Here is a 12,087-nt window from a genome sequence, read left to right as displayed (position 1 = left end):
ATTCTAAGAATCCACCAATGTTCAGTTTCTTCAAGCAAAAACCCCCGACCTCCGACGCGCCTGCCGCCGATCCGAAGCCAGCGGCTGCTCCCGCGCCGGCCGATGTGCCAGCCGGGGCCGGTGTGTCCGGCTGGCTGCGCAATGCCTTCGGGCGGGCGCCGGCCGCAGAGCCGGTGGCAGTGCCCGCGCCCGCGGCTGCACCGGCCACGCCGGCGGCACCGACGCCCGTGCCCGTGGCCGTTCCAACCCCGGCGCCCGCGCCGGCCGCAGAGCCTACCGCAGTCCCGCCGGCGCCTGAGCCCACGCCCGCCATCCCGGTTGCACCGCCGGTGGTGCCGGCACCGGCCGCTGCTCCGGTGCAGGCCGGGGCGGCCGCCGAGCCGCCCGCCGCCGGGCGCCGCGGCTGGCTCGACCGCCTGCGCGCCGGCCTGCGCAGGACCGGCCAAGGCATCGCCACCGTCTTCACCGGCACGCAGATCGACGACACGCTCTACGCAGAACTCGAAGAAGCCCTGCTCATGGCCGACACCGGCGTGAAGGCCACCGACCACCTGCTGGCCGATCTCAAGCGCCGCGTGAAGGAGGGCCAGGCCACCGAGCCGGCGGCCGTGAAGTCGCTGCTGGCCGACGCCATCACCGACTTGCTGCGCCCGCTGGAGAAGACGCTGGTCATCGGCGAGCACACGCCCACGGTCATCATGGTTGCGGGCGTCAACGGCGCGGGCAAGACGACCTCGATCGGCAAGCTGACGAAGCACCTGGCCGACGCCGGCGCGTCGGTGCTGCTGGCCGCGGCCGACACCTTCCGCGCCGCCGCGCGCGAGCAGCTGGCCGTCTGGGCCGACCGCAACACCGTCGAGATCGTCGGCCAGCAGGGCGGCGACCCGGCGGCCGTGAGCTATGACGCGATCACCGCCGGCAAGGCCCGCGGCAAGGACGTGGTGCTGGTCGATACGGCCGGCCGCCTGCCCACGCAGCTGCACCTGATGGACGAGCTGCGCAAGATCCGCCGCGTGGTCGCCAAGGCCGACGCCACCGCGCCGCACGAGGTGCTGCTGGTGATCGACGGCAACACCGGCCAGAACGCGCTGGCGCAGGTCCGGGCGTTCGACGATGCGCTGCAGCTGACCGGCCTGGTCGTCACCAAGCTCGACGGCACGGCCAAGGGCGGCGTACTCGCGGCCATCGCGCAGGAGCGGCCGGTGCCGGTCTACTTCATCGGCGTGGGCGAGAAGCTCGAAGACCTCGAAACCTTCGACGCCCGCGAATTCGCCCAGGCGCTGCTGGCCTGACGCAGTAGATACTCCCCAGCCTACCAATTCACGGCACCCAAGGCATGAGCGCTGTAGCTGCATACTCCTGCCATCAGCATCAACGCGTTTCTGTTGGTGACGCTTGCGCCGTGCGGGAACCCTGCGGCGCACAATGACTCCAATCGGTGCCGGCACCAGTAGCCTTCCACCGCAAAAGGAGTTAGCTGGGTGTCTTTAGCACTCATTTCAACAGAGTGCTAACATGCCATACTGAAGTGAAAGGATTTCTGGTATGAACTATCAAACTGGAACCGCGACCACTGCCTTGGCCACCACCAATCCGTGGTCGCTCGTGCCCCCGCTGGGCAACCTCGACGCCTACATCTCGGCCGTCAACCGGCTGCCCCTGCTCACGCTCGAAGAAGAGCAGGACGCCGCGCGCAAGCTGCGCGATTCGGGCGACGTCGAATCCGCCGGAAAGCTCGTGCTGTCCCACCTGCGCCTGGTCGTGTCGATCTCGCGCCAGTACCTGGGCTACGGCCTGCCGCAGGGCGACCTGATCCAGGAAGGCAATGTCGGGCTCATGAAGGCCGTCAAGCGCTTCGACCCCGACCAGGGCGTGCGCCTGGTGAGCTATGCCATGCACTGGATCAAGGCCGAGATCCACGAATACATCCTGAAGAACTGGCGCATGGTCAAGGTCGCAACAACCAAGGCCCAGCGCAAGCTGTTCTTCAACCTGCGCTCGATGAAGCAGGGCTTCAAGGCCGACGCCGGCGCGCTCGACGACGCCGTGGTGCGCGACACGCTGAGCGACCATCAGATCGGCATCGTCGCCGAGCAGCTCAAGGTCAAGCGCGAGGATGTCATCGAAATGGAGACCCGCCTGTCGGGCGGCGACGTCATGCTCGACCCGTCGCCCTCGGACGACGGCGAGCAGGCCTTCGGCCCGGCCGCCTGGCTGTCCGACGCGGCCCACGAGCCGACCGCGATGATCGAATCGCGCCAGCGCGACGTGCTGGCCACCGACGGCATCGCCACCGCGCTGGAGGCGCTGGACGACCGCAGCCGCCGCATCGTCGAGGAGCGGTGGCTCAAGGTCAACGACGACGGTTCGGGCGGCATGACGCTGCACGAGCTGGCCGCCGAATACAAGGTCAGCGCCGAGCGCATCCGCCAGATCGAGGTGGCTGCGATGAAGAAGATGAAGAAGGCGCTGGCGGCCTACGCCTGAGACCTGCCTGCTCCATCCCGACCCGACCCGACCCGCCCGGCCTTGCGCCGGGCTTTCTTTTTGCAGATTCTTTCGCCGATGACGTCCCGCCGCTCGCTCCCCCGCCGCTTTGTCCTCCATGCCGCCTTCGGCGCCGCGTCCGCCCTGGCCGCGCCCGCGCTGCGCGCCGCCGGCTGGCCCACGCGGCCGCTGCGCATCGTCGTCGGCTTTCCGCCGGGCTCGTCGCCGGATCTGACGGCGCGCACCTTCGCCGATCCGCTGGCGCAGGCGCTGGGCCAGCCGGTGATCGTCGAGAACAGGGTCGGCGCCGGCGGCAACATCGGCGCCGCGGCGGTCGCCCATGCGGCCGACGGCCACACCTTCGGCCTGTTCATCAACGGCAACCTGACGATCGCCAGGCTGCTCAACCCGCGCGTGGCCTACGACCCGCAGAAGGACCTGGCGCCGCTCGCGCTGATCGGCACCTCGCCGCTGGTGCTGACCGCGCCCATCGGCCAGACCGGCGTGCCGTCGGACGGCGATGCCCGCGCCTTCCTCGACGCGGCCCGCCGCGCCGGCGACCGCTGGAGCTACGGCACGCCGGGCGTCGGCACGGTCGGCCACCTCGGCACCGAGCTGCTCAAGGCGCGCACCGGCATCGCGCCGGTCCACGTGCCCTACCCCGGCTATCCGCAGGTGGCCACGGCCATGCTCGGCGGGCAATTGCAGCTCGCGCTGCTGCCGCCGGCCCTCGCATTGGCGCAGGCCCGCACCGGGCGGCTGCGGCTGATCGGGCTGACCTCCTCCGGCCGCAGCACGCTGGCGCCGGGCGTGTCGGCGCTGAGCGAAGCTGGCGTGAAGGACCTGGACCTGGAGATCTGGAACGGCTTCGCCGCGCCCGCCGCGCTGCCAGCCGAGGCCCGCGGCCGGCTCTCCGGCCTGATCGCCACGGTGGCGCGCGACCCGGCCATCCGCGCCCAGCTGTTTCAACAGGGCTGGCAGGTCGCCGGCACCACGGCCGAAGGGCTGGCGCGCCGCATGGCGGACGACACGAAGCAGCTCGGCGGGATCATCCGCGCGCAGGGCATCCGGGCGGAATAGGAGCCCTACGGCCCGTCCTCCGCGGCCGCGCTTCGCTCCGCCGAAGCGTCCACTTCCTTGCGATAGCGCCGCATCGCCGCCGCCAGCAGCGCGGGCAGGTCCGTCTCCAGCCCTTCCGCGATCTTCAGCAGCACCGTCAGCGACGGCTGGTTCTGCGCGAGCTCGATCTTGGCGATGAAGGTCCGGTTGACGCGGCAGCGGAAGGCGAACTCTTCCTGCGATATTCCGCGCGCGCCGCGCTGCGCCTTCAGCTCGGCCGCGAAAGCCTTCAGCAGCGGAATGTTCTAGGCGCCGGTGCCGGGGGCCAGGCGCGGATTGCGTGCCAATGCAAAGCCCAATAGCCTGTTACGTTCACCCGGCCATGCCATGCACCTCCATCCAGCCCCTCCCCCCGCGGAACGCGAAGGCTGCCGGGCCTGTGCCAGCCGGGACGCATGCCTGCTGGGCCGCCAGCGGGAGTCCATATGCCAGCGCTGGCAGCCGCTCATGGCCGAACGCGCGTTCCGCAAGGGCGAGCGCCTGCTACTGCAGGGGCGGGTCGCGCCCACGTTCGGCGTCATCAAGGTCGGCACGGTGCTCGGGCTGCGCAGCGGCGACGACGGGGTCGAGCGGCCCGCCGGCCTGCTCGGCCGCGGCCAGGCGCTGGACGGCACGGCGCTGCTGCTCCAGCCGGCCGCGTTGTCGTGCCAGGCCCTTTCGGCGGGGCGGGTCTGCGAGGTGGACGTGGCGGCGGCGACGCAGCTGGGGCTGGTCGACGCGGCCTTCCTGCGCGACCTGCTGCTGGCGCATGCCCAGGCCCATGCGCGCCTGGCCGACTGGACCCGCGTACTGGGCACCCGCAGCGTGGCGGGACGGCTCGCGGGAGCGCTGCTGCAGCTCGCCGGCGTGCAGCGCAGCGTCCTGGTGCGCCTGCCCAGCCACACCGTGCTGGCTGCGCTGCTGGCCACCACGCGCGAGACCATCGCACGCACGCTGCGCCAGTTCGAGGCAGACCAGTGCCTCGCGCGCCGCGACCGCTGGCATTGCGAGATCGACCGCGAGCGGCTGCTGGCGTTCGCGACGGATGCGCCGCCACGCCGGCCTTAGGCGGGCAGCGCGATTGATACTCCCCCGGTAGGTTTTCCACTACGCCCTGCGAATGCGCGCTGCGGAGTTATACCCCCTGGCTATGGAGAATCACATCGCCGCCGGCCTGCCGTCCGGCCCCGCGCCCCGCAGCAAGGCGGCCACCTGGGTCGCGGGCACGGCCGGAGAATACAGCCAGCCCTGCCAGGCGTCGCAGCCGTGCCGGGCCAGGAAGCGCAGCTGCTCGGCCGACTCCACCCCTTCGGCCACGACGTGCAGCCCCAGCGTGCGCACCAGGCCGATGATGGCGCGCACCATCGCGGTGTCGGTATCGGCCGGGTCGCCCCGCCGCAGCGGACGCAGGAAGCCGCGGTCGATCTTGATGCGCGAGACCGGCAGCTGCCGCAGGTGCGCAAGCGACGAATAGCCGGTGCCGAAGTCGTCGAGCGCCACGCGCACCCCCAGCGCCTGCAGGTCGCGCAGCACCGCCCGCGCCTGCCCGGGGTCGGCCATGGCCTCGGATTCGGTCACCTCCAGCTCCAGCGGCTCGGCCGGCGCGGCGTGCTCGGCGAGGCTGCGCCGCAGCTGCTCGACCAGGTCGGCCTGCCGCAATTGCTGGACCGACACGTTCACCGCCACCCGCAGCGGCGTGCCTGCGCGTGCCCACTGCGCGATCTGGCGGCAGGCCGCGTCGATCACCCAGGCGCCGAGCGGCAGGATGAGCCCCGTGGCCTCGGCCACCGGAATGAAGCGCTCGGGCGAGACCTCCCCGTGCTGCGGATCGCTCCAGCACAGCAGCGCCTCCACCTCCTGCACGCGACCGGTGACCATGTCCACCTGCGGCTGGAAATGCAGCGCCAGGCCGCCGTAGGCCAGCGCCAGCCGCAGCCGTTCGTGCAGCAGCAGCTTCTCGGCCATGCGCCGGCCCATGCCCTCGTCGTAGAACGCATGGCTGGCGCGGCCGCGCGCCTTGGCCTCGTACATGGCCATGTCGGCGTAGCGCAGCAGCGTCGCGCCGTCCTGCGCGTCGGCGGGATACAGCGCGATGCCCAGGCTCGCGCCGAAGTTCAGCTCGAAGCCCTGGACGCGGCAGGGCTGGCACAGCACGCGCAGCAGTCCGGCGGCGTGCCGCTCGGCATCGGCGGCGTCCGCCACGGGCTGCAGCAGCACGGTGAACTCCTCGCCGCGCCCCGCATGCAGCGCGCCCGCCCGCTGCCCGCTCGCCACGGCGCGCAGGCCGCGGCCGTGCATGGCGAAGCCCCGGCGCAGCACCAGATGCCGGGCGCCGGCGTTGATGCGCCGGTACAACGCCTCGTGCGCGCGCACTTCCTGCGCCGACGGCCGGGTGCGCACCGAGAGGTAGCCCGCCACCGCGCCGCCGCGCCGCAGCGGGCTGGCGTTGGCGCGCACCCAGTAGTGGTCGCCGTCCTTGCGGCGGTTCTTGACGATCGCCGTCCAGGGCAGGCCGCGGCGGATCGTTGCCCACATGTCGGCGAAGGCCGCGGGCGGCATGTCGGGATGGCGCACCACGTTGTGGGCCTGGCCGTAGCGTTCGTCCTGATCGAAGCCGCTGACCCGGATGAACGCATCGTTCGCATAGACGATGCGGCCCTGCAGGTCGGTGGCGGACAGCAGTGCCTCGTCTTCGCCCAGGGCGTATTCGCGCTGTGTGACAGGCTCGTTGCGGCGCATGGATTCGGCTCCCCCTCGTGGATTGCGCTCCGTCCCCCCGGACGGGCGCAACCACTCTAGAAGATCCGCGCACCCGGCGAGCCCGCACCGCGCAACTATCGCGCGCGAATGTGACGAACTTCGCAGTCCGCGGCGGCGGGCGGGGCGCCGCGCCGCCCGCCCGCTTCAGGCCAGCAGCGCCTTCAGATCGCCCAGCAGCGCCTGCCCGCCCGCCCCGTAGCGTTCGTACACCCGCAGCCGGCCCTGCGGGTCGTACAGGTAGCTGCCGGCCGAATGGTCCATGGTGTAGCTCGACGGCGTCTTGCCCTCGACCTTCTTGTAGTAGACCTTGTAGTCCTTGGCCACGGCCGCCAGCTGCTCGGGCGAGGCCGGGCGCAACGCGACGAAGCTTGGGTCGAAGTTGCCCACGTAAGCCTTGAGCACTTCGGGTGTGTCGCGCTCCGGGTCGACGGTGATGAACAACACCTGCAGGCGGTCTCCATCAGCGCCCAGCTGGCGCTTGATATCGGCCAGCTCGACCATCGTGGTCGGGCAAACGTCGGGGCACTGGGTGAAGCCGAAGAACACGACCACCGCCTTGCCTTTGAAGTCGGCCAGCGTGCGCTCCCTGCCGTCCTGGTCGGGCAGGCGGAAGTTCCTGGCGTATTCGGCGCCGGTCACGTCCACGCCCTGGAAGGCCAGCTTGGGCGGCGGCGCGGAGGTGCCGGCGACCTTGTCGCAGCCGGCGAGCAGCAGCAGGCCGGCGCCGCCGGCCAGGCCGAGCAGCGCACGACGGGTCGCAGAGGATGGAGAAAAAGTCAGGGAAGCGTCGGAATGCATGACCGTCAGAGATAGTGATCGACCAAAAGTGCCGCGAAAAGCAGGCTCAGGTGCAGCAGCGAGAAGCGGAAGGTCTTGCGCGCCAGTGCGTCCGAGTAGTCGCGCCACAGCCGCCAGCCGTACCAGCAGAAGCCCAGGCCCAGCACCACGGCCGCGGCCAGGTACAGCCACGAGCTCATGCCGTAGACGAACGGCATCAGGCAGCCCGCGAACAGGACCAGCATGTAGAGGAAGACCTGCAGCCGCGTGAACGCGTTGCCGTGGGTCACCGGCAGCATCGGCAGGCCGGAGCGCCGGTAGTCCTCCACGCGGTAGAGCGCCAGCGCCCAGAAGTGCGGCGGCGTCCACAGGAAGATGATGAGGAAGAGGATCAGCGCCTCCGGCCCGACCGATCCGGTCATCGCGGCCCAGCCGAGCACCGGCGGCATGGCGCCCGAGGCGCCGCCGATCACGATGTTCTGCGGCGTCAGCGGCTTGAGAATCACCGTGTAGACCACCGCGTAGCCCACGAAGGTGGCGAAGGTCAGCCACATGGTCAGCGGGTTGACCCAGGCATAGAGCACCCACGAACCCGCCGCGCACAGCAGCGCCGAGAACAGCAGCGTCTGCCAGTCCGCCAGTTCGCCCTTGGCCGTGGGGCGCCAGGCGGTGCGCTTCATGCGCGCGTCGATGCCCTTTTCGACCAGGCAGTTGAAGGCCGCGGCCGCGCCGGCCACCAGCCAGATGCCCAAGCAGGCGACCGCGCCCAGGCGCAGGTCGGCCCAGGTCGGCAGGCCCGGCACGGCCAGCACCATGCCGATGGCCGCGCAGAAGACGATGAGCTGCACCACCTTCGGCTTGGTCAGCGCATGGAACTGGCGCAGGCGCGAAGGCAGCGCCAGCGGCGCGGGGGACGGCGTCGAGATCTCGGAACTCATGGAACGGGGAAACGGGACAGGGAAGGCGCGGGCATGCGCCGGGGCTGCACGGCATCGGCGGCGCGGCTCGCGGCCAGCGCCCAGGTCAGCACCACGACGAGCGCGGCGGCGCCGCCGGTGTGGGCCACGGCCGCCGGCAGCGGCCAGCCCAGCACCACGTTGGACAAACCGCTCGCGGCCTGCCAGAGTGCCAGGCCCGCGAGCCAGCGCGCCTGGCGCACGAGCAGGCGGCCATCGCCTGCTCCTTGCCGAGCCCGCACGCCGGCGCGGTGCAGCCGCCAGGCCAGCAGACCGAGCGCGGCAAAGACGGCATAGGCGAACAGGCGGTGCACGTAGTGGATCGCCGTCAGCGCCTCGAAGTGGATGGCACTGCCGTCGGGCTGCAGGCCCAGGTGGCGCCAGACCGTGAAGCCCTGGTGGAAGTCCATCCGCGGCCACCAGCTGCCCTGGCAGGTCGGGAATTCGGCGCAGGCCAGCACCGCATAGTTGGTGCTGACCCAGCCGCCCAGCGCGACCTGCACGGCCACCATCGCGGCCACGGTCCACAACCCCATACGCAGCCCGCGGCCCAGCACGGCCGGCGCCAGCCCCGCGGCGAGCCTGTAGCGCACGGCCTGGGCGCACAGCAGCGCCAGCAGCACCAGCCCGCCGATCAGGTGGGCGGTGACGATGGCGGGGAACAGCTTCCAGGTCACCGTCCAGGCGCCGAACGCACCCTGCAGGCAGACCCAGACCAGCGTGGCCAGCGGCCAGCCCGGATGCACGGCCGGCGCGCCCTGCCCTGCGCGCCGCGCGCGGCGCCAGCCGGTCCAGGTCAGAACGGTCAGGACGATGATGAGTACGCCCACGCCGGTCGCCAGGTAGCGGTGCACCATCTCGACCCAGGCCTTGCCGTGCGTGACCGGGCCGGTCGGCTGCGCGAGTTGCGCGGCCGAGATCTCGGCATGCGCGCCCGCCGGGCTGGCGTTGCCGTAGCAGCCGGGCCAGTCGGGGCAGCCGAGGCCCGAATCGGTAAGCCGGGTGAAGGCGCCGAACAGCACCAGATCGAAGGTCAGGAACAGCGTGAGCACGGTCAGCGCCTGCAGGCGCACCAGCGTGCCGCCGCCGCAGTTGCGCCACAGCACCCAGACCAGGGGCCCGAGCGCGACGACGATGCCCATGAGCATCAGCCAGGCGACCGGGCCCAGATCGTAGAGCGCCTGTTCGCGGATCATCGACCAACCTCCGTGCTGCGCACTGCGGTGCAAGCCGCCTTCGGAACGGCCGGGCGGCGGTTCATTGGACGACTCCTTCGCCTTCGCCTCGGCCCGCCTTGTCCCACGAGCCCGAGGCGCGCAGCAGGCGGTCCAGGTCGCGTCGCGCGCGGCCGGCGCCAGCCGCGTCGAGATGCGCCGGAAAGCGCAGCATCCAGTGGCCCAGCGGATCGACGACGTAGAGATGGTCGGCCAGCGCGGCGCCGGCCGCCGGCGCCAGCCACTGCGCGAGTGCGGCGGCATCGACGCGCAGCACCGTCGCATCGGCCAGACCCGGCGTGATCGCCTCGGGCAGCGGCGCACCGTCGGTGACGAGCCAGACGCGATCCAGGCGGTCGCGCTCGCGGCCCAGGCTTTCGCGCAGCTGGCGCTGCAGGTAGAGGTTCTGCCGGCAGTCGTCCGGGCAGGCGCCGGGGCCCACGCTGACCAGCAGCCACTGGCCGGCCAGGCTGCGCAGGTCGACGCTGCGGCCCTGCGTGTCGGTGGCGGCGAGCGCCGGAATCGGTTTCTGCGGGTCGATCAGCTCGCCGTAGCTGCGCCGCCCGTCGGGCCGCACCACGTAGTAGGCGAAGTACGAGGCGAGGACCGGCGCGGCGCAGACCAGCAGCACCGCCAGGGCCTGCCAGCGCCCGCGCTGCTGCCGCGCCGCGGCCACCGCGTCGCCCGGCGCGGGCAGCGAATGCACGGTCATGTCGAGCGGCGCGAGCACCGGGCCGAGTGGCTCAAGGGCCGGGCCGCGCGCGTGCGGGCCAGAAGCGTCGGACGATGTGGAACCAGACATAGAGGAATGCGATGAGGCCGCAGAGCCCGAACCATTGGAAGGCGTAGCCGTAGTGCTTCTCGACGCCCGAGCCCGGCTCGGTCCAGTCGCGCAGCAGGCCCTCGCCCGGCGCGCCGGTCTGCACCAGCGATACGGGCGCGAGCCGCACATGGATTTCAGCGCCGAAGGCGCCGAGTTCGAGATTCTGCCGGATGCGCGAAAACCCTTCGGCGCCCGCCACCGCCTGGCGCCTGCCGTCGTCGAAGTCGAACAGGCGCGCTGGCGGCGGCGCGATGCGGCCGTCGATCTCGACCGTGCCCGCGGGCGTCGCCACCGGCGCGATGCGGCTGCGGTCGAGGAAATCGCGCGGCACCCAGCCGCGCTGCACCAGAACCGCCGGACCGCCGGCCGCGGGCTGCAGCGGCGTGACGACGAAGAATCCCGGGCGCCCCTGCATCTGGCGGTTGTCGAGGTAGACGGTGTGGTCGGCCAGCCAGCGGCCGCGCAGGCGGGCGCGGCGGTGCACCTGGGCCTCGGCCTCTGCCGGCGACGCGGTCGCACGGACGAAGGCGGCGGTGTCCAGCGGCGGCAGTTCGCCGCGCTGCACGATGGCCGCGTGCAGCGCCTCCCTCTGCGCCGCGCGGTCCAGCTGCCAGCGGCCGAGCAGACCGGTGGCAGTGATGCCGGCCACGGCGCCCACGGTTGCCAGCCAGAACCTGGGGCCGCGACGGATGGCGCTGCGCGATGGGCTCACGGGATAATGGGCGGGATCATGAAATACGCCGTCCTGGTCGGTTTTCTCGCGATTTTCGCCAGCCTGGGCACGGCTCTGGTCTTCATGCTGCGCGGCGGCCGCGAGGGCCGGCCCGCGTCCAGCGGCATGGCCTGGGCGCTGGCGGTGCGCGTGGGCCTGTCGATCCTGCTGTTCCTGTGCCTGCTGCTGGCCTGGAAGCTGGGCTGGATCCAGCCCACCGGGCTGCCCGCCTCCGGCCGCTGAACACTTGCCTTCGGGGGTATAGGCCGGCAGCGCACGTGGCCCGTCCGCTACAGCAGTATCCTGCGAGGGGTATATCTACATCCAGTAGACCAGCACGTAGAGGCCGAGCCAGACCACATCCACGAAGTGCCAGTACCAGGCCGCGCCCTCGAAACCGAAGTGCCGCTCGGGCGTGAAGTGGCCCTTGCGCACTCGCAGCGTGATGAACAGCAGCATCAGCATGCCGACGAACACGTGGAAGCCGTGGAAGCCAGTGAGCAAAAAGAAGGTCGAGCCGAAGATGCCTGAAGTGAGCTTGAGGTTCAGCTCGGTGTAGAGGTGGTGGTATTCGTAGCCCTGCACGAACAGGAAGACGATGCCCAGCAGCACCGTGGTCCAGAGGAAGGCGACGGTGCGTACGCGGTGGCCTTCGCGCAGCGCGTGGTGGGCGATGGTCAGCGTCACGCCCGAGGACAGCAGCAGCGCGGTGTTGATGGTCGGCAGCCAGAACGGTCCGACGGTCTGGAACGGCTCCACCGTGCCGGCGGGCGACGCCGTGGCACCGGCGGCGAGGCTGGGCCAGACGGCCTTGAAGTCGGGCCAGAGCAGCGCGTTGTCGAGGCTGCCGAGGGAGGGCACCGAGTGCGATCGGGCCCACCAGAGCGCGGTGAAGAACGCGCCGAAGAACATCACTTCCGAGAAGATGAACCAGCTCATGCTCCAGCGGTACGACAGGTCGATCTTGCGGCCGTAGAGCCCGCCCTCGCTCTCGCGGATCGCGTCGCCGAACCACTGGTACAGCACGAACAGCCAGCCGACCAGGCCGAGCGCGAGGCAATACTTGCCCCAGGCGTGGCCGTTGATCCACTGCGCGGCGCCGAGGATCACGAAGAACAGGCCCGTGGCGGCCAGCACCGGGTGGCGCGAATCCGCAGGTACGTAGTAGTAGGGCGTGGTGCCGTGGGGCGTCGTGGTACTCATGCGTGTTGCTCCTGTATTTTGTTTTGCCGCGAAGGTGCGTATCCCGCCGCCTTGGCC

The 12,087-nt window shown here is 71.2% G+C and carries 13 protein-coding genes; 5 read left to right on the top strand and 8 right to left on the bottom strand.

The genetic code is table 11. The features are described 5' to 3' along the window. Positions 1-17: 17 nt before the first annotated feature. The 3 genes from ftsY to GAK38_RS06405 all read left to right on the top strand — a co-directional run bounded on the left by ftsY (position 18) and on the right by GAK38_RS06405 (position 3,567). Positions 18-1,292 carry a signal recognition particle-docking protein FtsY gene (gene ftsY, locus GAK38_RS06415; RefSeq protein ID WP_325342451.1) on the top strand — a complete coding sequence of 425 codons (1,275 nt, stop codon included), beginning with the start codon at positions 18-20 and terminating at the stop codon, positions 1,290-1,292. Between the two features lie 253 nt (positions 1,293-1,545). After that, a complete protein-coding gene (rpoH, locus tag GAK38_RS06410; RefSeq protein ID WP_325342448.1) occupies positions 1,546-2,487 on the top strand; it encodes an RNA polymerase sigma factor RpoH in 942 nt (313 codons plus the stop codon). A gap of 78 nt (positions 2,488-2,565) precedes the next feature. Then, positions 2,566-3,567 (top strand): Bug family tripartite tricarboxylate transporter substrate binding protein, encoded by a 1,002-nt coding sequence (locus tag GAK38_RS06405; protein ID WP_325342446.1) that lies wholly within the window; start codon positions 2,566-2,568, stop codon positions 3,565-3,567. Between the two features lie 5 nt (positions 3,568-3,572). Here GAK38_RS06405 and GAK38_RS06400 read toward each other — a convergent pair whose 3' ends face one another. Beyond that, entirely contained in the window at positions 3,573-3,839 is a 267-nt protein-coding gene (locus GAK38_RS06400) for a helix-turn-helix domain-containing protein (RefSeq protein ID WP_325342580.1), read from the bottom strand. A gap of 214 nt (positions 3,840-4,053) precedes the next feature. Here GAK38_RS06400 and GAK38_RS06395 point away from each other — a divergent pair, with 214 nt between their 5' ends. Continuing rightward, entirely contained in the window at positions 4,054-4,653 is a 600-nt protein-coding gene (locus GAK38_RS06395; protein ID WP_325342444.1) for a Crp/Fnr family transcriptional regulator, read from the top strand. Between the two features lie 90 nt (positions 4,654-4,743). Here the strand turns inward: GAK38_RS06395 and GAK38_RS06390 are convergent, their stop codons facing one another. The 6 genes from GAK38_RS06390 to GAK38_RS06365 all read right to left on the bottom strand — a co-directional run bounded on the left by GAK38_RS06390 (position 4,744) and on the right by GAK38_RS06365 (position 10,827). Then, entirely contained in the window at positions 4,744-6,324 is a 1,581-nt protein-coding gene (locus GAK38_RS06390; RefSeq protein ID WP_325342442.1) for a sensor domain-containing protein, read from the bottom strand. Positions 6,325-6,489: 165 nt separating this feature from the next. Next, complete coding sequence (locus tag GAK38_RS06385) at positions 6,490-7,143, bottom strand: SCO family protein (RefSeq protein ID WP_325342440.1); 654 nt, start codon at positions 7,141-7,143, stop codon at positions 6,490-6,492. 5 nt (positions 7,144-7,148) lie between these two features. After that, positions 7,149-8,060, bottom strand: a complete 912-nt coding sequence (cyoE, locus tag GAK38_RS06380; RefSeq protein ID WP_325342438.1) for a heme o synthase — start codon at positions 8,058-8,060, stop codon at positions 7,149-7,151. Continuing rightward, the gene (locus tag GAK38_RS06375; RefSeq protein ID WP_325342437.1) at positions 8,057-9,274 is read right to left on the bottom strand and encodes a COX15/CtaA family protein; all 1,218 of its coding nucleotides are present in this window, start codon (positions 9,272-9,274) and stop codon (positions 8,057-8,059) included. Before GAK38_RS06375 ends, cyoE begins: the two co-directional genes overlap by 4 nt. A gap of 61 nt (positions 9,275-9,335) precedes the next feature. Further along, entirely contained in the window at positions 9,336-10,094 is a 759-nt protein-coding gene (locus GAK38_RS06370) for an SCO family protein (RefSeq protein WP_443089168.1), read from the bottom strand. Beyond that, entirely contained in the window at positions 10,036-10,827 is a 792-nt protein-coding gene (locus GAK38_RS06365; protein ID WP_325342435.1) for an SURF1 family protein, read from the bottom strand. The genes GAK38_RS06370 and GAK38_RS06365 overlap by 59 nt, the downstream gene beginning before the upstream one ends. A gap of 18 nt (positions 10,828-10,845) precedes the next feature. Here GAK38_RS06365 and GAK38_RS06360 point away from each other — a divergent pair, with 18 nt between their 5' ends. Then, positions 10,846-11,070: a twin transmembrane helix small protein gene (locus GAK38_RS06360; protein ID WP_325342433.1), complete on the top strand. Its 225-nt coding sequence runs from the start codon at positions 10,846-10,848 to the stop codon at positions 11,068-11,070. A gap of 75 nt (positions 11,071-11,145) precedes the next feature. Here GAK38_RS06360 and GAK38_RS06355 read toward each other — a convergent pair whose 3' ends face one another. After that, complete coding sequence (locus GAK38_RS06355; RefSeq protein WP_325342431.1) at positions 11,146-12,030, bottom strand: cytochrome c oxidase subunit 3; 885 nt, start codon at positions 12,028-12,030, stop codon at positions 11,146-11,148. Between the last annotated feature and the right edge of the window lie 57 nt (positions 12,031-12,087).

The organism is Xylophilus sp., from assembly GCA_009914555.1.
Classification (GTDB): Bacteria; Pseudomonadota; Gammaproteobacteria; order Burkholderiales; family Burkholderiaceae_C; genus WNDY01.
The sequence above is the reverse complement of the archived record's forward strand: the minus strand, read 5'-3'. Positions and strand labels throughout refer to the sequence as shown.